Raw genomic sequence first — 23,641 nt, forward strand, 5'->3', positions numbered from 1 at the left:
GCCTTCGTTTCATGGCATGAAAAAGGGCGCGCCACCCGGCACGCCCTGTTTCACGTCAAATCGCATTCTGGTGCTCCGCCTCACGGATCACCCGGCGGTGGCCGATTCCTTCTCGGCGTCGCTGTGGATCATGAGCGGCGCGGCGTCGGACATCACCGCCTCTTCGTTGACCACAACCTCATTCACTGAATCCAGCCCCGGCAGTTCGAACATCGTGTCCAGCAGGATGTCCTCCAGGATGGAGCGCAGGCCCCGCGCGCCGGTCTTGCGTTCGATGGCGCGTTTGGCAATCGCTTTCAGCGCATCGTCGGTAAAGGTCAGCGCGGTGTCTTCCAGTTCGAACAGGCGCTGGTATTGCTTGACCAGCGCGTTCTTGGGCTGGGTCAGGATGGTGACAAGCGCGTCCTCATCCAGGTCCTCAAGCGTTGCCAGAACCGGCAGACGGCCGACAAATTCCGGGATCAGGCCGAATTTCAGCAGGTCCTCAGGCTCCAGATCGGTAAAGATCTCGCCAATGCCGCGCGCATCCTTGTCGCGCACGTCGGCGCCAAAGCCCATGGCAGAGCCCTTGCCCCGTGCCGCGATGATCCGGTCAAGTCCGGCGAAGGCGCCGCCGCAGATGAACAGGATGTTGGTCGTGTCCACCTGCAGGAATTCCTGCTGCGGATGCTTGCGCCCGCCCTGCGGCGGCACCGAGGCCACGGTGCCTTCCATCAGCTTCAGCAGCGCCTGCTGCACCCCCTCGCCCGAGACGTCGCGGGTGATCGAGGGGTTTTCCGACTTGCGGGTGATCTTGTCGACCTCGTCGATATAGACGATGCCGCGCTGCGCCCGTTCCACGTTGTATTCAGAGGACTGAAGCAGCTTGAGGATGATGTTCTCCACATCCTCGCCCACGTAACCGGCTTCGGTCAGGGTGGTTGCATCCGCCATGGTGAAAGGCACATCCAGAATCCGCGCCAGCGTCTGCGCCAGCAGCGTCTTGCCGCAGCCGGTGGGGCCGATCAGCAGGATGTTGGATTTCGCCAGCTCGATGTCACCGCCCTTCTGGGCGTGATTCAGACGTTTGTAGTGGTTGTGAACCGCAACCGAGAGCACCTTTTTCGCGTTCTGCTGGCCAATCACGTAATCGTCCAGCACGTCGCAGATGTCCTTGGGCGTCGGCACACCGTCCGTCGCCTTCAGCCCGCTCGCCTTGGTCTCTTCACGGATGATGTCCATGCAAAGCTCGACGCATTCATCACAAATGAACACAGTGGGGCCTGCAATCAGCTTGCGCACCTCGTGCTGGCTTTTACCGCAAAAGCTGCAATAGAGGGTGTTCTTGCTGTCACCGCCGGAATTATTCGCCATGTCAGCCCTTTCAGGTCTGCTTTTTCGCTCAATCGACGCGCATGCGCGCCACTCGTATGGTCAACCCTAGGCCACGCCCCCCCCAGCCACAATCGCAAAATCGTCACAGTCGCGAGGGCGTGTGGACCTGTGTTATTTTTTCTTCTGCGCGTCGGGATCATCCGCCTTGCCGCGGCTTTCCACGATCTCGTCGATATGGCCCCATTCCTTGGCCTCTTCCGGGGTCATCCACAGGTCGCGGTCCAGCGCCTTCTGGACGGCCTTCAACGTCTGGCCGGAGTGTTTGACATAAAGTTCGTACATCCGTTCACGGGTGCGTTCGATGTGGCGCGCGGAAATCAGGATGTCTTCTGCCTTGCCCTGCGAACCGCCGGAGGGCTGGTGGATCATCACTTCGCCATTGGGCAGCGAGAACCGCAGCCCCTTTTCGCCGCCGATCGCAATCACCGACCCCATGGAGGCCGCCATGCCGCAGATCAGGGTCGAGACCTTGGGCTTGATGTATTGCATTGTATCGTAGATCGACAGACCCGCCGTCACCTCCCCCCCGGGGGAGTTGATATACATGCTGATTTCCTTGGACGGATTTTCCGCCTCAAGGTGCAGCAGCTGTGCCACGACAAGGTGGCTCATGCCGCTGTGAATCGGACCGTTCACAAAGATGATCCGCTCCTTCAGCAGGCGCGAGAAGATGTCATAGGCGCGTTCGCCCCGGCTGGTCTGCTCGACCACCATGGGGACCAGCGTGTTCATGTAGGTATCATATGGATCGTTCATCGTCTCTGCCTGTCGTTATCGTTCGCTGGACCATACCCGCAAACTCTTACCCAGAGATTAGTCGCGGCGCAGAGGGGGTTCAAGGGGGGCCGGTCCGCCTTGGTCCGCCGCTTGGGCGATCTGACTGACGCAATTGATTAAAAGCCGCGAAATGCCCGTTCCGGCAGCCCGCCCCGCCGGACCAGCGAAATGCCGACATGGCGGCGGCAGATGCAGGGTTCACCCCTTTACGACAACCGGTGCCGGGGTGGCCGTGACCTGCCCGCGCCGGGTGATGTAGCGCACCAGCGCCGGTTCCAGCGCGGTGCCGCCCCCCGCTTGCAGCAAGGCGACCGTGATCTCCTCCGCCGGGTCCAGCGCGCGCCCGCCCGCAAGCAGGGTCAGATCGGAAATGCGCGCGCCCTCGGGGGCCCCCGGCGCGATGGCAAAGGACAGGCCCGCCGCCCGCCACATCCGGCTGTCCTGCCGGGCAAAGGGGTCTTCGGCAAAGGCCGCATGGGCCGCCGCTTCCAGCAGCACCGCAACGGCCGCTCCGGTCAGGCGGCGCTTGACCAGATGCCGCCCCTGCGCCACCTGCGCCAGATGCCGCGTCAGGATCGGCTGGCCAGGCAATATCGTCTCTGCCGCGCGCAGGGGCGGCACCAGCGCCAGGTCGGCCCCCGTCTCTGCCACCATCGCATCCCCGATCAGCGCCTCCCAGGTGCCGCTGAAACTGTCGCGATGGTGCAGCATGTCGGCGGCGCTGCCGACCGCTGCATCCGCCTCCGTGCCCAGGGCCTGCAGGGCCGTGGCATCCGGCCTGATCAACTCGCTGAAAACCGGGATCAGGCCATGGCGCAGATCAGCCATCTGCCCGTCCTTCACCGCGATATCGACGCGGGTCACGAACTGGCCCTGTGCCCCGGAAGCGACGATATGCGTGCCGCCCAGCACCTCCGGCTCTGGCAGCGCATGGCCCGAGCGCCCCGAAAAGATCAGATCGACCCCTTCCAGCCCCGAGGCAAGGGCGCGGTCCGCTTCGAACCCCATCTGCGACAGCAGGATGACAACAGCCGCCCCGGCGGCACGGCGCAAGGCGACGGCCTGTTGCAGCCCCTCCAGCGAAAATCCGGTCTCCGGACGGTGCGGATCGGCCAGGCCGATCACGGCAACCTGCGCCCCGCCCCGCGTGAAAACCGCGTGATCCGGCTGACCTTCCGCATTGGCGGCCAGCGCGCCGGGGGGTGGCTGCGGCACCGCGCGGTCAAAACTTTGTGCATCCGGTTTGAGCAGAGGCCCCGCCAGATCCGTACCGCTGCCGCCCCCGTCCAGCAGGATGGCACCGGGCCGCGCGCTGCGGACCGCGCCGATGACAGCGGCCAAATGCGCCAGCCCGCCCATCGGCCCATAGATGGCACCCAGCGCGTCAAAGCCTTCGGCGGTCATCGCGGCATCCATCGGGGTGCGCCCGCCGATCCCGTAGCGGATGCGCAGCGCCTCGCCCGTCAGGTTCGGCACCCGGTCAGGGCCATAACGCACCGCTGCAGGGCGCAGATGATGCGGCAGGACCATGCCACGCAGATCGCTGAAATGCAGCAGGGTGATGTCGCCTAGGGGGTAGAAATCCAGCAGCGCCGCCTGATCATAGCGGTCCTGTGCCATCCCCTGCCGCGCCGACAGCCCAAGCCCGGCACCGGCGGCAATCATCCGCCCCAAGACCTCGCGACGCGTTATCATTTTCGACCGTTCCCTGTATTGTCGCCCCTGATGGGCGACCGGTGCCAGCTTGCCCGCTTGCCCCCCTTGTCGCAAGGCCCGGCGCCGCTGCCTGCGGAGAATGACCAAAGACACGGGACATCGCCGGGATTTTAGGTCAGTTTTGTCATGAAACGACAACACTTCGACGTCAAAGACGGCGCAGCGAAACACAGCCATAGGATTCCCGCAATGAAGCGCAGCGACATCGTCAACGACCCCAGCATCGGCAACAAGGCCGAAGCCTTTGAAGCCTTCGATGACATCCCGACAAACCCCAACCTGGGCCGGACCATCGGCGATGTGATCAACGCCCGCTACGGGCGCCGCGACATGCTGCGCGGGATGCTGGGTGTCTCGGCCACGACGGCGCTGTTCGGCACCTCGGCGCTGATCGCGCCGAAACAGGCGCAGGCGGCAGATGCCGGCAGCCGCTATGTCTTTGACGAGGTGACGGCGGGCAATGACGAGACCCACCATGTGGCCGAAGGCTATGACGCGCAGATCCTGCTGCGCTGGGGCGATCCGATCATGGCCGACGCGCCGGAATTCGACGTGATGAACCAGACGGCGGCGGCTCAGCTCAAGCAGTTCGGCTACAACAACGACTATGTGGGCTTTGTCCCGCTGAACGACGAAGGCACGCGCGGGCTGCTTTGCGTCAACCACGAATACACCAATGAAGAAGTCATGTTCCCCGGTCTGGGCCGCCAGGACCGGGACGGTTTCTCTGGCATGACGCCCGAGCTGATCGACATCGAGATGGCCGCCCACGGCGGCTCCGTTGTCGAGATCACGCAAGGTGAAGACGGCCAATGGTCTGTGGTGCGCGACGGCAAGATGAACCGCCGCATCACCCCGCTGGACACCGAAATGACCCTGAGCGGCCCCGCCGCGGGCCACGCGCGGCTGATGACCAATGACGACCCCACCGGCACCAGGGTGATCGGCACCATCAACAATTGCGCGGGCGGCCTGACCCCCTGGGGCACCTGGCTGATGGCCGAAGAGAACTTCCACGGCTATTTCTGGACCGACAATGTCGATGCCGAGGGCAAACCGGTGATCGACAGCGCCAACCCCGAGGCGGTCTCTTACAAGCGCTACGGCGTGCCGGGGGCCTGGTATGCCTGGGGCAAGACCCACGACCGCTGGAACGTCGACCGTGAGCCCAACATGCCGAACAAGTTCGGCTGGGTGGTCGAAGTGGACCCGATGGACCCGACCTCCACCCCGGTCAAACACACCGCATTGGGCCGGTTCCGCCACGAGGGCGCGGAAACCACTGTCGCTTCGGATGGCAAGCTGGTGATCTACATGGGCGACGACAACCGCTTTGATTATCAGTACAAATATGTCTCTGACGGCACCGTGTCGGACGACCGCGCCGCCAATACCAAGCTGCTGGAAGAAGGCACGCTTTATGTCGCGCGCTTTGACGAGGACGATACGGTCACATGGCTGCCGCTGGTGCATGGCGAAGGGCCGCTGACGGCTGAAAACGGCTTCAACGACCAGGGCGATGTGATGATCGACACGCGCATCGCTGCCGATCTGGTCGGTGCCACCCCGATGGACCGCCCCGAAGACGCGCAGCCGCGCGGCGACGGCACCGCCTATATCATGCTGACCAACAACTCGCGCCGCGAGGAGGCCAATGCCGCCAACCCGCGCCCCGAGAACAACTTTGGCCACATCATCGAGATCAAGGAAGACGGCGGCAACCATTCGGCCACCCGCGGCACATGGTCGATCCTGGTGAAATGCGGCGATCCGGCAATTGCCGAGGTGGGCGCACAGTGGAACCCCGAAACCTCGGAAAACGGCTGGTTCGGATCTCCCGACAACTGCGTCATCGACGCGGACGGGCGGCTGTGGATCTCTACCGATCAGGGGTCGAACTGGGGCAAGACGGGCAAGTCGGACGGGCTTTATGCGCTGGAGACCGAAGGCGAGGCGCGCGGCACGTCAAAGCTGTTCTTCCGCTGCCCCGTCGGCGGCGAGATGTGCGGCCCCTACTTCACCGACAATGGCGAGACGCTGTTCCTGGCCGTGCAGCACCCCGGCACCGACGGGACCAAGGACCTCGCGGGTTTTGAGCGCGACTCGACCTTCGAAGACCCGGCAACCCGCTGGCCGGACTTCGACCCGGCCATGCCACCGCGCCCCTCTGTGGTGGTGGTCACCAAAAAGGGCGGCGGCAAGATCGCGGTCTGAAATCGCTGGCATTGACGAAGGGGCCCTGCTTGCGGGGCCCCTTTCTGTTGGGTGCCTTGCGCAACCGGCTTTGTGTCAGATCGGGGGCCGGCCAGACCAGCAACCCATCGTTCCGCGCGGCTTGACGTTACGCAGCGTTCACAACAGGTTTTCCCGATCCTGGGTTTTTGCCTCTGTGCCCTGGGGGCCAGTAACCCCGATCAGGGATAGTCCTGAGAAATCAACGTGCCATCAAGCATCATCGGCAGGTACAGCGTGCTTCCGTCAGATGAAATATCGGCAAGCCCCGGTGCAAATTGGGCCGTCTGCGCTGCCACACCGTCACGGCCGATCTCGAACAGCCCGCCCGTCACCCAATCGCTCACGAGGATTGCGTCGTCGATCCGGGTGATGCCGTCGATATTGCCGATGCCCGGCGCGACGACGCTGATCTCCCTTGTGTCCAATGAGACGGACAGCAGCGACCCGGGCGTTTCGGTTGTGAAATCGTCGCGCAGGCCGGCGCCCCATGACCCGACAAGCAGCCGTCCTTCATCAAGGAAAACGCCGTTGGGGTAGGCAAGCTGCGGGTCGCTGAGCCAGAGCGTGAACGCCCCATCGGCGTAGCGCCACAGGCTGTCCGTCATCAGATCGCTCACAAAGGCGACCTCTCCATCGGAAGTGACGTCATTGAGAAAGACGGCCTCCGGCATGGCAATGGACCGGCGGATTTCTCCCGTGGCAAGGTCGATTTCATGCAGTCGGGTTAGATCGGCGACCAGCAACATGTCACCTACGATCGCCATTCCTTTCGGTGCGTCCAGCCCCTCCGCCCAATTGGCGTCGATCACGTCACCCTCCGGTGACAGAAGCACAAGGCTGCCCTGCCCATCGGCAACGCCCGGATTGCCGATGATGGTGCTGAGAATGATCCGGTTTCGCGCCCTATCGAACAGGGCCGATTCCGGCATGTCGAAACCACCCGCAGTCCAGTTTTCTTCCGCCAGTACGGCACCTGTGTTCAGGACCAGAGCCAGCCCTGCCAACATCGTTTTCTTGATCATATCCAAATCCTCATTTGACCTAAGTTGAGTTACTGATAATGATCGAAATGGAGAATATTTAACTTCTGGGTATCAATTTTCGATACCAGAAAGTCGAAAGCAGCATCAGAGGCCGCCGTGCAAGCGAGAATTTTCGAAACACTCAAGACAGTGTTGCGGGCGCGCAAGATCACCTACGCGGAGCTTGCCCGCAGGCTCGAAACCTCCGAGCCGACGATCAAACGCGTCTTTGCCGCACGCGACGACAAGCTAAGCAGGATCGTCGAAATCTGCGATGCGCTGGGGCTGTCGCTGGAAGACGTGGTGGCACAAGCCAGACGTACAACGGTCACGCCAGTCATGCTCGGGGACCGTATCGAGGCGCAACTGGCCGGTGATCCCTCGCTGTTCAACTTCTTCATTCTGCTGCACGATGGCATGCCCGTCGAAGAAATCGCGCGCCAGTTCAAGCTGGAGCCGGGCGATACGCTCAGGATGGGGCAGCAACTTGAACGACTTGGACTTGCTGAAGTGCAGGCAACCGGACGCATCCGCCTGTTATTGGAGCATCCGATCCAGTTCAGGCGCGACGGGCCGTTGCATCGTGCCCTGATGAAGATCAACCTCGATTTTGTCCGTCAGGTTTTTCTGGCACCGGATACCGAGGCCGCCGCCTTTCTGACCCAGTCACGCCGGATATCGGACGATACGGCCCGCCATATGATGACGGAGTTGCGCAGGCTGAACCGCGAGCTGTCCGAAATGGCGCGACAGGATCAGCTGACGCTGCCCGCATCTGCGCTCAAAAGCCATAAGCTCAGTCTGGCCTGGTCCCGCGTCCAGTTCTCCAGCCTGCTGACGATTGAGGGCAAGTGAGGGATATAGCCGGGTTTGATATGCGGTCTGTGCCACAGCAGATCTTCGCGCGGAATCAGGGCCGCAGGCCGCCGCGCTTCATGCCGGAAGCATCTCTGCGACATGACGGGCCGTCCCCCGGCCCGGGTGCCAGTGATCGACTGCAGCTTTCTCCGCAGGGCTGCGGATCAGGTGACGCGGTTGCGCACCTTGTAGGCTTCATCGTCCCACAACTTGTTCGCCATGACGTCCCGGATCACCGCAACCGCAGCACTCACATCGCCTGCATCCAGATAAAGCGGCGTAAAGCCGAAACGCATGATATCCGGCGCGCGGAAATCGCCGATCACGCCCCGGTCGATCAGCGCCTGCATCGCGGCATAGCCCTGTTCGAAGCGGAAGGACACCTGGCTGCCGCGCTGCGCGGAATCGCGCGGGCTGGCCAGTGTCAGCTGCGGCACATCACGCTCCACCTCTTCGATGAACTGCTCCTGCAAGGCGATGGAGGCTGCGCGCACGTCCTGCATGTCCACGCCCTCCCAGACTTTCATCGCCTCTTGCAGCGCGGCCATCTGCAGGATCGGCGGCGTGCCGACGCGCATCCGTTCAATGCCCCGGCCGGGCGTGTAGTTGAGATCGAAGTCAAAGGGTGCGCGGTGACCCAGCCAGCCGCTGAGGGCCGGCTCTGCCGCATCCGCAAGATCGGGGCGCACATAGATGAACCCGGGCGCGCCCGGCCCGCCATTGAGGTACTTGTAGGTGCAGCCCACCGCGAATTCGCAGTTTGAGCCCGCCAGATCCACCGGCAAGGCCCCTGCCGAATGCGCCAGATCCCAGACCATGACCGCCCCCGCCGCATGGGCAAGCTCGGTCATCGGCTTCATCTCGTGCTTGCGGCCGGTGCGGTAATCGACCTCCGTCAGCATCACCACGGCAATGGTATCGTCGATCGCCGCTGCCACCGCCTCCGGCTCGACCGTTTTCAGCGCGTAGCCCTGTTCCAGCAGGCCCACCAGCCCTTCGGCAATATAGAGGTCACTGGGGAAGTTGCCGGTATCGCTGAGGATCACGCGGCGATCCGGGCGCATCTTCACCGCCGAGGCCAGCGCCTGATAGACCTTGATCGACAGGGTGTCGCCCATCACCACGGAACCTTCCGGCGCGCCGACCAACCGGCCCACCGCATTGCCCACGTCGGAGGGCATCGCCATCCACCCGGCCTTGTTCCAGCCGCGGATCAGCATCTGCGCCCATTCAACGTTCATCACCCCGGAGACCCGTGCCGGAACATCCACAGGCATCGGCCCGAGCGAATTGCCATCCAGATAGATCACGCCCTCGGGCAGGATGAACCGTTCTTTTCTCAATACATCAGCCACTTACAGCGCTCCTCTCACGTGCCACAATTCGGGAAACAGCTCCACTTCCAGCATCTTGCGCAGATAGGCCACGCCGCTGGTGCCGCCGGTGCCGCGCTTGAAGCCGATGATGCGTTCCACCGTGGTGACATGGTTGAACCGCCAGCGGCGGAAGTAATCCTCAAGATCGACCAGCTTTTCGGCAAGTTCATAGAGTTCCCAATGGGTTTCCGGGTCTTCATAGATTTTTTGCCACAGGTCCTGCAACGCCTGGTCGGCCTGCCAGTCACCCTCGCCCGGCGCACCTGCCAATGACGGCACTTCCAGCCGCGCGCAGAGCGTCTCAATCGCAACCTGATAGAGGCTGGGCTGGGCCAGTTCCGATTTCAGCGCCTCATAGGCATCCGCCTTGTGCTGGTGCAGCTTCATCAGCGCGCCGATGCGGTTGCCCAGCAGATATTCGATCAACCGGTATTGATGTGACTGGAATCCGCTGGAATTTCCGAGGCTTGGCCGGAAAGCCGTGTATTCGCTGGGGGTCATGGTGCGCAGCACGTCCCAGGCCGAATTCAACTGCTCGAATATCCGTGCCACGCGGGTCAGCATCTTGAAGGCCGGTTGCAGCCTGCCTTGCTGCATCGACGCCCGCGCCGCCTGCAATTCGTGGATCGCCAGCCGCATCCACAGCTCCGAGGTCTGGTGCTGCACGATGAACAACATCTCGTCATGGGCCGTGCTTTGCGGATGCTGGGCCGTCAGGATGGCATCCAGGCCCAGGTAATCGCCATAGGACATGTCCCTGGCGAAATCCATCTTTGCCCCTTCGGAGGCGCTGTCGAAATCGCTCATGTTTTCTCCCGCAGTGCAAAACGCTGGATCTTCCCGGTTGCCGTCTTGGGCAGCGCATCCACGAAACGGACGTCGCGGGGGTATTTATAGGGCGCAATCTCTGCCTTAACATGATCCTGCAACAGTTTGATTGTGCTGCTATCTTTCGGCGCACCATCCACCAGGACCACATGCGCCTGCACGATGGAGCCGCGCGCCTCATCCGGGGCGGCGACGACCGCACATTCGCTGACCATCGGGTGGCTCAGCAGGGCCGCCTCCACCTCCGGCCCGGCGATGTTGTACCCGGCAGAGATGATCATGTCATCGTTGCGTGCCGCGAAATGCAGATAGCCGTCCTCATCCATGGTGAAACTGTCGCCGGTGATGTTCCAGCCGTCTTTCACATAGACCCGCTGCCGGTCGTCGGACAGGTAGCGGCAGCCGGTCGGCCCCCGCACGGCCAGCCGCCCCACTTCGCCGCGCGGCACTTCCGCGCCTGCCTCGTCGATCACCTTGGCCTCATAGCCTGTCACCGGTTTGCCGGTACAGGCGGCCCGGTGATCGTCGAAGCGGTTGGAAATGAAGATATGCAACATCTCCGTCGCGCCGATCCCGTCGAGCATCGGCTTGCCGGTCTTTTCCTTCCAGTCGTGATAGACGGGCGCTGGCAGGGTTTCACCTGCGCTGACCGCCGCGCGGAGCGAGCTGAGGTCGGCGCCCTCTTCCATCGCCTGCAACATGGCGCGATAGGCCGTGGGCGCGGTGAAACAGACAGTTGCCTTGAATTTCTCAATGATTTCAATCATATTCGGCGGGCTTGCCGTCTCCAGCAGTGTCGCGGCCGCGCCAAAGCGCAGCGGGAATACCGCCAGGCCGCCCAGGCCGAAGGTGAAGGCCAGCGGCGGCGAGCCGACAAAGACATCTTCCGGCGTGACCCCCAGCACCTCGCGGGCATAGCCATCCGCGATGATCATCAGGTCGCGGTGAAAATGCATCGTGGCCTTGGGGCTGCCGGTGGTGCCGGATGTGAAGCCCAGCAGCGCCACGTCATCCGCCGAGGTCTGCACCGCATCGAATTTCACCGGCTTTTCCAGCGCCAGCCGGTCCAGTTCCGCATCATGATTGGAGGTGCCGTCGAAGCCCACGACGGTGGTCAGGAAATCCGAGGTCTTGGCACAGGTCGTCATCTCGTCCATCAGCCGGGTATCGCAAAGCGCATGGCTGATCTCTGCCTTGTCCACGATGGCCGCCAGTTCGCGGGCGCGCAGCATCGGCATGGTGTTGACCACCACCGCGCCCGCCTTGGTCGCCGCCAGCCAGCAGGCCACCATTGCCGGATTGTTGGCAGAACGGATAAGCACGCGATTTCCGGGCTTTACGCCAAGGTCTTCAACCAGTGCGCGGGCCAGCTTGTTGGTCCAGTCGGTCAGTTCCTTATAGGTGCGCCGCCGCCCGTTCCCGATCAGGGCGGTGTGGTCTCCAAAGCCCTTTTCCACCATAAGATCAGTGAGTTCCGATCCGGCGTTCAACTTCTCGGGATAGGGAAACCCATCGAGCAGAAAATCGGGCCAGTCGCCCTGGGCCGGCAGGTTGTCACGGGTGAATGTATCTGTATGAGCCGAAACGCCAAGCATGTCAGTATCCTCCCAATGTCTGGCGGGCGATCACGACGCGTTGCACATCGGACGCCCCTTCATAAATGCGCAACGCGCGGATCTCGCGATAGAGGCTTTCGACCATCTGGCCGTGCCGCACACCGTCGCCCCCATGCAGTTGCACGGCCTTGTCGATCACCTGTTGCGCGTGGTCGGTGGCAAAGAGCTTGGCCATCGCGGCCTCGCGGGTCACGCGCGGCGCACCGGAATCCTTGGTCCATGCCGCGCGGTAGATCAACAAGGCACTTGCGTCCACGTCCACCGCCATGTCGGCAATATGGCCCTGCACCATCTGCAGATCGGCCAGCGGCGCCCCCTGCACCTTGCGGGTCGTCACCCGGGCAATCGCCTCGTCCAGCGCCCGGCGGGCAAAGCCAAGGGCCGCGGCCGCCACGGTGGAACGGAAGACATCCAGCACCGACATGGCAATGCCGAACCCCTTGCCGCGTTCCCCGATCAGGGCGGAGCCGGGGATTTTCACATTGTCGAAATGCAGGGTTGCCAGCGGGTGCGGCGCGATGGTTTCCAGCCGCTCCTCCACCTTCAGGCCGGGCGTGTCGGCGGGCACGACAAAGGCCGACAGCCCCCGCGCCCCCGGCGCCTCGCCGGTGCGGGCAAAAACCGTATAGACATCGGCGATTCCGCCGTTGGAGATCCAGGTCTTGCGCCCGTTCAGCACAAAACCGTTGCCATCGGTTTCGGCGGTCATGGTCGAGCTGGCCACGTCAGAGCCCGACTGCGGCTCGGTCAGTGCAAAGGCGGAAATCGCCTCTCCGGCCCGTGTCTTTGGCAACCAGGTCGCCTGCTGCTCGGGCGTGCCGAACAGCGAGATTGCCCCGGTGCCCAACCCCTGCATGGCAAAGGCGAAATCGGCCAGACCATCGTGGCGCGCCAGCGTCTCGCGGATCAGGCAGAGGCTGCGCACGTCCAGCACCTCCGCGCCCTCGGCACCGGAATGGCGCAGCCAGCCGCCCGCCCCCAGCCGCGCCACCAGATCGCGGCAGGCCGCATCGGTGTCGCTGTGATCCACCTCGCCCAGCGCCTTGCCGGCCCATTGGTCCAGCGCCTCCGCCAATTCGCGATGCCGGTCTTCGAAGAACGGCCAGGTCAGAAAACTGCGGTCAGACATTGCACATCACCTGTTTCTCTTTTTGGTCAAAAATATCCCGGGGTCCGGGGCAGCGCCCCGAAGGGCGCCAGATCACACCACTCAGTTCCCTTCGAAGACCGGGCGTTCCTTGGCCACAAAGGCCTTGTAGGCGCGCTCGAAGTCGCCGGTCTGCATGCAGATCGCCTGGGCCTGTGCCTCGGCCTCGATCGCCTGTTCGATGGACATGGACCATTCCTGCGCCAGCATGGTCTTGGTCATCATATGGGCAAAGTTCGGCCCCGCCTGGATCTGTTGGGCCAGCTTCAGCGCATCGGCCTCCAGCACCTCCGCTTCGGTCAAACGGTTGAAAAAGCCCCAGCGCTCGCCTTCCTCCGCCGACATCGACCGCCCGGTATAAAGCAGCTCAGCCGCCCGGGTCTGGCCGATGATGCGCGGCAGGATTGCGCAGGCCCCCATGTCGCAGCCCGCCAGCCCGACGCGGGTGAAAAGAAACGCGGTCTTTGCCTCGGGCGTCGCCAGCCGCAGGTCGGAGGCCATGGCGATGATCGCGCCGGCACCGACGCAGATGCCGTCGACGGCAGCGATCACCGGTTTGCCGCAGTTCACGATGGCCTTGACCAGATCGCCGGTCATCCGGGTAAACCGCAGCAGATCCTTCATGTTCATCCTGGTCAAAGGACCAATGATATCATGCACATCCCCGCCGGAGCTGAAGTTGCCGCCGTTGGAGCCAAAGATCACCACGTCCACGTCATCGGCATAGACCAGATCGCGGAACCAGTCGCGCAGCTCGGCATAGCTGTCGAAGGTCAGCGGGTTCTTGCGGTCCGGCCGGTCCAGCCGCACTGTTGCGATCCCGTCCTTGATGTCACAGATGAAATGCTTCACGTCACTGCGCATTTGCAGTCTCCTTTTCTTCAGATTCGGCAGCGGTCGCAAAGGCTTGCAGCCGTTCGGCCATCTCGCGGGCATCGGCGGGGCTGACGCCGGCCAGCATCTTGTCGATCCATTCCTCATGCGCCCGCGCCTGCCGGGCAAATTCCTTTTGACCGGCCGTTGTCAGGCGCAGGATGATGGCGCGGCGGTCGCCCGGCACCGGGGTCCGCTCGACCAGACCTTCGTCGCTCAACCGGTCCGCGATGCCGGTCACATTGCCGTTGGACACCCGCAGCACCCCGCTCAGCTGGCTCATCTTCAGCCCTTCGGGGTGGCGCGACAGGGCTGACATCACGTCAAAACGCGGCAGCGTCGTATTGTGTTCGCGGCGCAGTTTCTCGCGCACTTCCTGTTCCATGCCCCGCACCACCTTGAGCAGGCGCAGCCAGAGGCGCAAGCGGTCCTTGGCGGCGCTCATATCTCGCCCCCCGAGAGGGACAGCGTGTGGCCGTTCACGGCGGCAGCACCGTCAGACAGCAGGTAGAGCGCTGCGGCAGCGACCTCGGAGGTTTCGACAAAGCGGTTTTGCGGGCTGGCCTTTGCCAGGATGGCGCGCGCCTCATCTTCGCTCTTGCCGGTGGCCTGCACGATGTTGTCGACGCTGCGGGCCAGCAGCGGCGTGTCGATGAAGCCCGGGCAGATGGCGTTTACGGTGATGCCGGTGCGGGCCAGCTCCAGCGCCAGCGCGCGGGTCAGGCCGACGACGCCGTGTTTCGCCGCGACATAGCCCGCGACATAGGGATAGCCCTTGAGCCCGGCGGTGGAGGCGACGACGATCAGCCGCCCCTTGCCCGCCTCCTTCATCCCGGTCAGCGCCGCCTGCCAGACGTTGAAGACGCCCGTTACATTGACCGCCATCATCTCGGCCATGTCCTGCGCGGTAATCTTGTGAAAGGGTGCCGAATGGGCGGCACCTGCATTTGCGATCACCCCGGTGACCGGCCCCTGTGCGTCACGCGCGGCGGCAAAGGCTGCGGCCACCGCTTCCGGATCGGTCACATCGCAAAGCTGATAGGGCAGCCCCTGCGCTTTCAGCGGCGCTTCGCGGCGGCCCATGATGGTGACGGCCACACCGGTCTGCGCCACCGCATGGGCAATCGCCGCCCCCACGCCGGTGCCGCCCCCTGTGACGATCACATGGCCTGTCATACCTGTTCCACTTCCGCCGCGCGGTCGGCCAGCCGCCAGGTCTGATCGCGGCCCGCTTCATAGGGCAGCGGCCATTTCGCGTGGCGGTCGCCAATCTCGGCCCCGGCATGCAGCGTCCAATAGGGGTCCGACAGATGCGGCCGCGCCAGACAGACAAGATCGGCGCGCCCCGCCATCAGGATCGAATTGACATGATCGGCCTCATAGATGTTGCCGACGGCCATCGTCCTGATCCCGGCCTCATTGCGGATGCGGTCAGAGAAGGGCGTCTGGAACATGCGGCCATAGCTTGCCGGGTGGTTCACCGAGGTCTGACCAGCGGAAACGTCGATGATGTCAGCGCCTGCCGCCTCGAACATCTTTGCGATTTCAACCGCTTCTTTCGGGGTCACCCCGTCATCGCCAGCCCAGTCATTGGCAGAGATGCGCACCGACATCGGCTTGTCTTCGGGCCAGACCGCGCGCATGGCGGCAAAAACCTCCAGCGGGTAGCGCATGCGGTTCTCCAGGCTGCCGCCGTATGCGTCCGTGCGGACATTGCTGAGCGGCGAGATGAAGGAGGAGATGAAATAGCCGTGCGCAGCATGCAGTTCGATCATGTCAAAGCCCGCGCGCTCCGCCATTTCGGTGGCAGCGACAAATTCATCGCGCACCCTGTCCATGTCTTCGCGGGTCGCCGCCTGCGGCGTGGCGTTGCCATCCGACCATGGGATGGCGGAGGCCGAAATCAGCGGCCAGTTGCCCTCTTTCAACGGCATGTCCATGCCTTCCCAGCCGATCCGGGTGGAGCCCTTGCGCCCGGAATGGCCGATCTGGCTGCAGATCTTTGCACCCGTCTCTGCGTGGACGAAATCGGTGAGGCGTTTCCACGCTGCCTCGTGTTCGGGGGCATAGAGGCCGGGACAGCCGGGCGTGATCCGCCCCTCGGGCGAGACGCAGGTCATCTCGGTATAGACCAGCCCGGCGCCGCCCTTGGCCCGTTCACCGTAATGGATCAGGTGCCAGTCGGTGGGGCAGCCATCGACCGCCTTGTATTGCGCCATGGGCGAGACAACGATGCGGTTGGCAAGATCCATCTTGCGCAGGCGGAAGGGTGCGAACATCGGCGCGCGCACCGGGCCATTGCTGCCCGCGCCCGCCTGCTCCATGAACCACTTTTCCGCGCCTTCCAGCCACTTGGAATCACGCGCGCGCAGGTTCTCGTGGCTGATCCGCTGGCTGCGGGTCAGCATCGAATAGTTCAGCTGTACCGGGTCCAGATCGAGGTAGCGTTCGACATCTTCGAACCATTCGAGCGAGTTGCGCGCCGCCGATTGCAGGCGCAGCACCTCAAGTCTGCGCGCGTCTTCATATTTCTCGAATGCTTTCGCGATGTCGCGTTCCTCGTGTACATGCTCCGCCAGCGAGATCGCGGATTCCAGCGCCAGCTTGGTCCCCGAGCCGATGGAGAAATGCGCCGTCGCGGCGGCATCCCCCAGCAGAACGACGTTCTTGTGGTGCCAGGTTTCACACAACACGCGGGGGAACCTGATCCAGGCGGACCCCCGGATGTGTTTGGCATTGGTCATCAGGCTGTGGCCAGCCAGATGGTCCTTGAACACGTCTTCGCAGATCGCGATGGTCTCGGCTTGCGTCTTGTCGCCAAAGCCGTAGTTGTCGAATGTCTGCTGCGAACATTCGACGATGAAGGTCGCCGTGTCCTTGTCGAACTGATAGGCATGCACCCAAAGCCAGCCCTTGTCGGTCTTCTCGAAGATGAAGGTGAAGGCATCGTCGAATTTCTGATGGGTGCCAAGCCAGAGGAACTGGCATTTGCGCACATCGATGTCGGGCTGGAAAGTGTCCTGGAATTCCAGCCGGGTCTTGGAATTCAGCCCGTCGCAGGCGACCACAAGGTCATAATCGTCCATATAGGCCGATGCGCTTTCGACTTCGGTTTCGAATTGCAGGTTCACACCCAGTTCGCGGGCCCGCGCCTGCAGGATGATCAGCAATTGCTTGCGCCCGATGCCGCAGAACCCATGGCCGGAGCTGACCGTCTTCTGACCCTTGTAGACCAGCGCCATGTCATCCCAATAGGCAAAGTGGCTGCGGATTTCGCGGGCCGAGACGGGATCATTGGCTTCGAGGTTGGCCAATGTCTCATCCGACAGCACCACGCCCCAGCCGAATGTATCGTCAGGCTTGTTGCGCTCCAGCACGGTCACATCCGCATCCGGGTTCCGCAACTTGGTCGAAATGGCGAAATACAGCCCGGCGGGACCGCCGCCCAGACAAATTGCACGCATGGTCACATCCCCTCTTCAAAGCAGTTGCCGCAAGGCTATGCGGTTTTATTTTTTACTTCAAGCAAAAATATTTTAAGGTTGAAGTAAAATGCATTCCCTGCCCCCGGACCCGCCTTTCCGTCGGATTGAGGATGGCCCTTGCCGCCCGATTGGGCCAATGTCGCGCCATGACTGACAAACAGATAAATCCCGATTGGGTTGCAGTGGATGCAGGCGCGCATGGGCTGTGGGCCTGGGCGATGCAGGGCGGCCGCGCGGTGGCGCAGGTGCAGCAGGCCGGATCAAACGCGCGTGACCTGACAGCTGACGGGCTGCGCCCTGCCCTGCAGGACCTGACCGCGGGTTGGCAGCTCGGCAGCAAGACGCCGGTGGTGATCTGCGGCCCCCTTGAAGGCAGTGCGGCCGCGCTGCGGGCGGTGCCCTGTACGCCACTGGGCGAAAGCCTGCCACGCGCCAGTGACGCCGCATCGCCGCTCTACCCGGTGCCTGGATTGCGGCAGAAGTCCCCCGCCGATGTCATGCAGGGCGGGGAAACCCGCATCGCCGGGTTCCTGGCGCTCAACCCCGGCTGGGACGGGGTGATCTGCCTGACCGGGCCACACAGCATCTGGGCCGAGGTCAGCGCGGGCGAAGTGGTCAGCTTTCAAAGTTTCATGAGCGGCGAGCTGGTCACGCTGCTTCGGCAACATTCGACCCTGCGCCCTGCCCTGGCCCAAGCCACCATCGACATGGCCGATTTTGGCGCGGCGGTGTCGGACAGCCTGAGCCGACCCGAACGTCTGGCCGCCCGTCTGCTGGCGATCCGCTCCGGGCATCTGTCGGATTCTGCGGCAGAGGGCGCGGCGCTTGCACAGTTGAACGGTCTGCTGATCGGGGCGGAACTGGCGGCGGCGCGCCCCTATTGGCTGGGTCAGAACCTGGCCCTGATCGGCGCGCCGGAACAGACCCGCCTTTATGTGGCGGCGCTGGAGGCACAGGGCGCTCCCGCAACCGTCGCGGAAGCGGCCCGCATGGCACTGGCCGGGCTGACCGCCGCCTACCGCCTGACAGAGGGCTGACATCAAGCCTGTTGACCTGTGCCGATGCCGCGCTTACTTAACATGATAAGTTAAACGGGGAGAGCGGCTGTGAACTGGGAAGAGTTTCGAAAGCGCGGCGCGGATGCCGCGCACTGGGCATCGGATTATCACCGCGACCTGCGCGCGCGGCCTGTCAGGGCGCGCAGCAAGCCGGGCGATGTGCTGGCGCAATTGCCGCTCTGCCCGCCGGATGCGGCACAGCCCGTCGATGACATCCTTGCCGATCTGGAACAGACCATCCTGCCGGGGATGACCCATTGGCAGCACCCCCGTTTCTTTGCCTATTTCCCGGCCAATGCGGCCCCCATATCGGTCCTGGCGGAATATTATGTCAGCGCCATCGCGGCGCAATGCATGCTCTGGCAGACCTCGCCGGCGGCGACGGAACTGGAGACCCGCGTCTGCGACTGGATGCGCCAGGCCATCGGCCTGCCCGAAGGATTCTCGGGCGTGATCCAGGACAGCGCCAGCACCGCGACGCTTTGTGCGGTGCTCAGCATGCGGGAACGCGCGCTGGACTGGGCGGGAAATGCCGAAGGGCTGAGCGGTCAGCCCACCCTGCGCATCTATTGCTCGGCCGAGGTGCATACCTCCATCGACCGGGCGATCTGGATCAGCGGCATCGGCGAGGCAAATCTTGTGCGCATCCCCACAGGCGGCCCCACCCGCGCGATGGATGTGGCTGCCCTGCGCGCCGCTATCGCGGCGGACCGGGCGGCGGGGATGCTGCCTGCCGGGATCATCGCCTGTGTCGGCGGCACCAGTGCGGGGGCGACAGATGACATCGCCCGCGTGATGGATCTGGCCGAGGCCGAGGGGCTTTACACCCATGTGGACGCGGCCTGGGCGGGCTCCGCCATGATCTGCCCAGAATTCCAGAACCTCTGGGCGGGGGTGGAACGCGCGGATTCGGTGGTGCTGAACCCGCACAAATGGCTTGGCGCGCAATTCGACTGCACCACCCATTTCCTGCGGGACCCTGCGACGCTGGTGAAAACGCTGGCGATCCAGCCGGAGTATCTGAAAACCCATGGCGCAGACGGGATCATCAACTATTCCGAATGGTCCGTACCGCTGGGCCGCCGGTTCCGCGCGCTGAAGCTGTGGTTCCTGATCCGGGCGCATGGGCTGGACGGGCTGCGCCAGATGATCCGCAACCACGTGGACTGGACCGTGGCGCTGGCACAGCGGCTGGGCGGGGTGCCGGGTTTCGAGATCGTGACCCAGCCGATGCTGTCGCTCTTTACCTTCCGCTATGCGCCCCCCGGTGCCGGGGACCTGGACGCGCTGACCCAGGACCTGGTGAACAGGATCAACGACGACGGGCGGATCTATCTGACACAGACCCGGATCGACGGCGCGCTGGTGATCCGCTTCCAGGCCGGCGCCTTTACCGCAACAGCCGAAGATGTGGAGATGGCGTTTGACGTGATCACGGAACTGGCGGCGGATATGCACCCCGCCTGAGCCGGAACGACCTCAGGGCGCGACGACAGTCACACCGGGAATGCGCTGGATGGTCAGCAGATCCTCGTCATAGATATCCGTCATCTGTTCGACCAGCTCATCGGTCCAGCCGGGCATGTCGAGCTCTTCCTCGATCTCCTCCTCCAGCGCGAACTTGTCGAGGAAGGCCGAAATCACCCGGCGTTTCTGCATCTCGGACATGCCGGGGTGGCTGTCGATATAGGCCCGGAAGCGCTGCATGCCTTCCTTGCTCATGATCGCCGCCAACAGGTCGAAACCGCCTGCAATCTTCTCGTGATGTTCGACACCCGCCATCTCGCGGATGATCTGGGACCAGATCAGCGGCATGTCCTCGTTGCACCAGACGGTGATCGGGATATCAGGTGCGGCCTGACGGATCGCCAACAGGGTTTCGGACCATTTGACATCCAGCGGCCCGCGCCCGCCCCAGAAGGCGGTATCGGATTTCTCCAGGGCAACGGAATGCAGCACCGGCAACAGCGCCGCCGGATTGCGGATCGCCAGAAAGATCTCCACCTCATCGTCGGGGAAAATCTCGGACATGTTGCGCATCCGCGCTGCCGCGTCGGGATAGAGCCTTCCCTGCCGCACCGCCGTGCCTGCGGTGCGAAAGAAATTGGGATCGGAGAGGATCACCCGGTCGGCGGGGTCATCATCAAGGATGACATCCAGGAGCACCGCGCGCGCATCGGGCCCGGCCGGCGCCCGGTGCATCGCGTTCAGCGTATCGCGCACCAGCTTGCGGTAGGTCCCCGGACCGGGGATCATGATTCCACGTTCCCGGAACTGGGCGGCATTGCGCAGCATGGATTTGATCAGCCGGTCCTGTTCGGTGTAATGGGCGCCAGTATGCAAGATCAACTGCATGGTATTTGCTTCGCACTTTCCTGATTTCGCCCTTCCTTATCCCGTTGCGGCATCTGTGTAAAACTGCAAATGCGCGCCCCGTCCGGCCCGGTGAAAACCGGCCGGATCACCTGCCGCCCGGCCTGCCCGCCCGACCGGTCGATCACAACGGCACCGCGGGGCAAAAGATTTTTCACCGAGCCTCACGGACCCGCTTGCATCCGCAATCGCGATCCACTAAAGAACGCCCACGCTTGAACGGACATCCCCTTCAACGCGTCATCGCCTCAGGCGACGGCCCCTATAGCTCAGCTGGTAGAGCAACTGATTTGTAATCAGTAGGTCCGCGGTTCGAGTCCGTGTGGGGGCACCATTTAATTCCAATAAAATCTTGTAATTAAACGGCTTTCTGGAGCGAACTACAGTTCAATCCACCCCAGAACCACCTTTGACGGGTTCATGGCGCTGTCGATCAATTGCTCAGAAGGTCAAAGCGCGTCTGGAAGTATCCGACGAAGGCCGCATCCGACGCGGCCTCGAAACGTTCAATCTCGGCTGTAAGGCGGACAAAGGTGCTTTGGTGCATGCCCTTACCCGATCAGCAGTCAACTCCGGCAGGGTGCGGCGCGACACCGCCATCGTTGCCGAGATAGCGACCGGGACAACCTGTGCCAGCCTTTTCGATTGGCATTGACGCTGAACCCGTTGATACTGAGCCATGCTGTCAACATCCCTGAAATCAGTTTTGCATCACGCCAGATACTTCCCTTTGTGGTCGGCGCTGACCATTAATCGATGGCGCGCCTTTGATTTGCAGTCTCGCGCATTGGGGACAGCATGTGGAACGGTAATGCGTTGGTTTCCGCCCGCAAGACACCGGTTTGACCGCGAAGCCAGACGGGTTTTTTCCGATATGAAGCGCAGTGATCGCGCCAAGCTAGGCCAGCGTATGGGCCGCCAGATGGGGCGGACACTCTTTGAGATCTATCACGATGCCGAATTTCAGACCCAACACCACAAATTCAGGAGCTCAGGCCCGGGCCTTGATGCTCTGAAAGCGGCGAACGCGGCAGGCAAGGGAGCAATCATTGTTTCCGGCCATTTCGGGCAGTGGGAAGCTGTTCGCGCTGTGATCAGGATGCATGGGCTCGAAAGCGGGGCTGTGTATCGGCCGCACAAGAACCGTCATTATGCGCGACGGATTCTTGCCGGTATCGAAGCGGGGGGAAGACCGATCCTGGCAACCGGCCGTGTGGGAACCGGGGGGCTTGTTCGACACCTGAGAGATGGAGGCATTATCTCCATCTTGTTGGATGAAAAATATGCCGAAGGTGTACGAATACCGTTTCTTGGGATTGATGCGCTGACATCCTTGGCCGCCGCTCAGCTTGCGCTGAAATATGATCTGCCCATGATTCCCGCCTATGGTACGCGCGTTGACGACGGCAACGCATTTCAGGTGGACTTCGAAGCTCCGATCCCCCACTCCGACAGCGTAACCATGACCCGCGCGTTCAACGACAGTCTATCTGCGCGGATCATGGCAAACCCGGAACAGTGGTATTGGATGCTAAGGCGTTGGGGGGTGGAGTAAGCGAAGGTCTGAGCCTTTCTGCTTCCTGCCTTTGAAACTACTCCGTTAAATGTTCAAAGTCCGCTTTCGGAGAGCCCGGCCCAACTCAGAATGTACTGCCGAAGGTCCGTTCCGGGCCGTCCATGAAGATGGCCCAAAGCCTTTGACCTGCCCCCCGCTCGTCCTTCGTTCATAGCGAGAGTCCGGCGGTTTGGACTTACCCTCGCCCCCCGGATAAAAGTCCTGCATGGGATGGCTTTTGAAGGTTGCCCGGACCGCGGCTATCGAGTAGGAACGAATACAGAACTATTGACGTGGACGCGGGGATGACAGATCGTTTCCATCACGATGAAGAGGGCCGACAGCAGTGCTGACATCCGTAGAACTTTGCGCTGGTGCCGGCGGTCAGGCCCTCGGGCTTGAGAAGGCCGGATTTGCCCATACCGCATTGGTCGAGATCGACAGTCATTGCTGCAACACGCTGCGCCACAACCGGCCCGGCTGGAACGTGCTTGAAGAAGACATGCGTCTTTTCAAGGAGGGTGCCGAGGCCTACAAGGGTGTGGACCTTCTGGCAGGCGGCCTGCCCTGCCCGCCATTCTCCATCGCCGGGAAACAGCTTGGCGAAAAGGACGAGCGTAACCTGTTCAACGATGCCATCGACATTATTGACGCCGCCCGCCCCCGCGCGGTGATGATCGAAAACGTGCGCGGTTTCCTGGGCGCGGTTTTCCATGACTATCGGGAGCGGCTGAAAACACAGCTGGACAAGCTGGGGTATCAGACGGACTGGCGGCTGCTGAACGCCTCGGACTATGGCGTTCCGCAGCTGCGGCCGCGTGTGGTGATTGTGGCAATTGCAAAGGACCGTGCGGAATACTTCGATTGGCCGGAAGCGAATGTGCACAACCCGCCGTCGGTCGGGGAAACATTGCAAGACCTGATGGCGGCGCGGGGCTGGCCGGGTGCGGCGGAATGGGCTGCAAAGGCCGATGAAATTGCGCCGACCATCGTGGGCGGTTCCAAGAAACATGGCGGCCCGGACCTTGGCCCGACACGCGCGCGGGCGGCCTGGGCCACTTTGGGCGTCGAGGGGCGGACCATTGCGCCCGAGGCACCCGATCGCTTTTTCACGGGGATGCCGCGCCTGACGGTCCCGATGGTGGCGCGGATTCAGGGTTTCCCGGACGACTGGCACTTTACCGGGGCCAAGACCAATGCCTATCGCCAGGTCGGCAATGCCTTTCCGCCGCCGGTTGCGCAGGCGGTATCGGGTCAGATCGCAAAAGTGCTGCGCAAGCGCGTGCTGCGCGTGGTCAACGGCTAGGCTTTCCACAGCCGCCCGCCTGTGACAGCGTGCTGAGACACA

19 protein-coding genes and 1 tRNA gene are annotated in these 23,641 nt (G+C 63.0%); 7 read left to right on the plus strand and 13 right to left on the minus strand.

Features of this window, described 5'->3' with window-relative positions; translation table 11 throughout:
• Positions 1 to 87 precede the first annotated feature (87 nt).
• The 3 genes from clpX to O4H53_RS13445 all read right to left on the minus strand — a co-directional run bounded on the left by clpX (position 88) and on the right by O4H53_RS13445 (position 3,846).
• A complete protein-coding gene (gene clpX, locus O4H53_RS13435) occupies positions 88 to 1,353 on the minus strand; it encodes an ATP-dependent Clp protease ATP-binding subunit ClpX (protein WP_269364422.1) in 1,266 nt (421 codons plus the stop codon).
• 132 nt (positions 1,354 to 1,485) lie between these two features.
• Complete coding sequence (locus O4H53_RS13440; protein ID WP_269364423.1) at positions 1,486 to 2,130, minus strand: ATP-dependent Clp protease proteolytic subunit; 645 nt, start codon at positions 2,128 to 2,130, stop codon at positions 1,486 to 1,488.
• Positions 2,131 to 2,349: 219 nt separating this feature from the next.
• On the minus strand, positions 2,350 to 3,846 hold the full coding sequence (locus O4H53_RS13445; RefSeq protein WP_269364424.1) for a 5'-nucleotidase C-terminal domain-containing protein: 1,497 nt from the start codon (positions 3,844 to 3,846) through the stop codon (positions 2,350 to 2,352).
• A gap of 210 nt (positions 3,847 to 4,056) precedes the next feature.
• Between O4H53_RS13445 and O4H53_RS13450 the strand changes: the two genes are divergently transcribed.
• Complete coding sequence (locus O4H53_RS13450) at positions 4,057 to 6,081, plus strand: PhoX family protein (protein WP_269364426.1); 2,025 nt, start codon at positions 4,057 to 4,059, stop codon at positions 6,079 to 6,081.
• 200 nt (positions 6,082 to 6,281) lie between these two features.
• Here O4H53_RS13450 and O4H53_RS13455 read toward each other — a convergent pair whose 3' ends face one another.
• Positions 6,282 to 7,124, minus strand: coding sequence for an SMP-30/gluconolactonase/LRE family protein (locus O4H53_RS13455; protein ID WP_269364428.1), 843 nt, complete (start codon positions 7,122 to 7,124; stop codon positions 6,282 to 6,284).
• A gap of 117 nt (positions 7,125 to 7,241) precedes the next feature.
• Between O4H53_RS13455 and O4H53_RS13460 the strand changes: the two genes are divergently transcribed.
• A complete protein-coding gene (locus tag O4H53_RS13460) occupies positions 7,242 to 7,979 on the plus strand; it encodes a helix-turn-helix domain-containing protein (RefSeq protein WP_269364429.1) in 738 nt (245 codons plus the stop codon).
• Positions 7,980 to 8,146: 167 nt separating this feature from the next.
• Here O4H53_RS13460 and kynU read toward each other — a convergent pair whose 3' ends face one another.
• The 8 genes from kynU to O4H53_RS13500 all read right to left on the minus strand — a co-directional run bounded on the left by kynU (position 8,147) and on the right by O4H53_RS13500 (position 17,286).
• Positions 8,147 to 9,337, minus strand: coding sequence for a kynureninase (gene kynU, locus O4H53_RS13465; RefSeq protein ID WP_269364430.1), 1,191 nt, complete (start codon positions 9,335 to 9,337; stop codon positions 8,147 to 8,149).
• Complete coding sequence (locus O4H53_RS13470) at positions 9,338 to 10,165, minus strand: tryptophan 2,3-dioxygenase (protein WP_269364432.1); 828 nt, start codon at positions 10,163 to 10,165, stop codon at positions 9,338 to 9,340.
• Positions 10,162 to 11,781 carry an AMP-binding protein gene (locus O4H53_RS13475; RefSeq protein WP_269364435.1) on the minus strand — a complete coding sequence of 540 codons (1,620 nt, stop codon included), beginning with the start codon at positions 11,779 to 11,781 and terminating at the stop codon, positions 10,162 to 10,164. The genes O4H53_RS13470 and O4H53_RS13475 overlap by 4 nt, the downstream gene beginning before the upstream one ends.
• 1 nt (position 11,782) lies before the next feature.
• Positions 11,783 to 12,931, minus strand: a complete 1,149-nt coding sequence (locus tag O4H53_RS13480; RefSeq protein ID WP_269364436.1) for an acyl-CoA dehydrogenase family protein — start codon at positions 12,929 to 12,931, stop codon at positions 11,783 to 11,785.
• 81 nt (positions 12,932 to 13,012) lie between these two features.
• Positions 13,013 to 13,813, minus strand: coding sequence for an enoyl-CoA hydratase family protein (locus tag O4H53_RS13485; protein WP_269364437.1), 801 nt, complete (start codon positions 13,811 to 13,813; stop codon positions 13,013 to 13,015).
• Entirely contained in the window at positions 13,803 to 14,267 is a 465-nt protein-coding gene (locus O4H53_RS13490) for a MarR family winged helix-turn-helix transcriptional regulator (RefSeq protein ID WP_269364439.1), read from the minus strand. Before O4H53_RS13490 ends, O4H53_RS13485 begins: the two co-directional genes overlap by 11 nt.
• On the minus strand, positions 14,264 to 14,998 hold the full coding sequence (locus tag O4H53_RS13495) for an SDR family NAD(P)-dependent oxidoreductase (protein ID WP_269364441.1): 735 nt from the start codon (positions 14,996 to 14,998) through the stop codon (positions 14,264 to 14,266). The genes O4H53_RS13490 and O4H53_RS13495 overlap by 4 nt, the downstream gene beginning before the upstream one ends.
• Complete coding sequence (locus tag O4H53_RS13500) at positions 14,995 to 17,286, minus strand: bifunctional salicylyl-CoA 5-hydroxylase/oxidoreductase (RefSeq protein ID WP_269364442.1); 2,292 nt, start codon at positions 17,284 to 17,286, stop codon at positions 14,995 to 14,997. The genes O4H53_RS13495 and O4H53_RS13500 overlap by 4 nt, the downstream gene beginning before the upstream one ends.
• Positions 17,287 to 17,453: 167 nt before the next feature.
• Between O4H53_RS13500 and O4H53_RS13505 the strand changes: the two genes are divergently transcribed.
• Positions 17,454 to 18,344, plus strand: a complete 891-nt coding sequence (locus tag O4H53_RS13505; protein WP_269364444.1) for a 2-dehydro-3-deoxygalactonokinase — start codon at positions 17,454 to 17,456, stop codon at positions 18,342 to 18,344.
• 69 nt (positions 18,345 to 18,413) lie between these two features.
• Positions 18,414 to 19,832 carry a pyridoxal phosphate-dependent decarboxylase family protein gene (locus O4H53_RS13510; protein WP_269364446.1) on the plus strand — a complete coding sequence of 473 codons (1,419 nt, stop codon included), beginning with the start codon at positions 18,414 to 18,416 and terminating at the stop codon, positions 19,830 to 19,832.
• Between the two features lie 12 nt (positions 19,833 to 19,844).
• Here O4H53_RS13510 and O4H53_RS13515 read toward each other — a convergent pair whose 3' ends face one another.
• Positions 19,845 to 20,720: a hypothetical protein gene (locus tag O4H53_RS13515; protein ID WP_269364448.1), complete on the minus strand. Its 876-nt coding sequence runs from the start codon at positions 20,718 to 20,720 to the stop codon at positions 19,845 to 19,847.
• 276 nt (positions 20,721 to 20,996) lie between these two features.
• On the opposite strand from O4H53_RS13515, the gene O4H53_RS13520 reads away from it, so the two are divergent.
• The 3 genes from O4H53_RS13520 (at position 20,997) to O4H53_RS13530 (ending at position 23,599) form a co-directional block, all read left to right on the plus strand.
• Positions 20,997 to 21,072 (plus strand) — tRNA-Thr (locus O4H53_RS13520).
• 345 nt (positions 21,073 to 21,417) lie between these two features.
• On the plus strand, positions 21,418 to 22,293 hold the full coding sequence (locus O4H53_RS13525) for a lysophospholipid acyltransferase family protein (protein WP_269364450.1): 876 nt from the start codon (positions 21,418 to 21,420) through the stop codon (positions 22,291 to 22,293).
• Between the two features lie 346 nt (positions 22,294 to 22,639).
• A complete protein-coding gene (locus O4H53_RS13530; protein WP_114273333.1) occupies positions 22,640 to 23,599 on the plus strand; it encodes a DNA cytosine methyltransferase in 960 nt (319 codons plus the stop codon).
• Positions 23,600 to 23,641: the final 42 nt, after the last annotated feature.

The organism is Sulfitobacter sp. G21635-S1 (assembly GCF_027213915.1).
Taxonomy (GTDB): Bacteria; Pseudomonadota; Alphaproteobacteria; order Rhodobacterales; family Rhodobacteraceae; genus Sulfitobacter.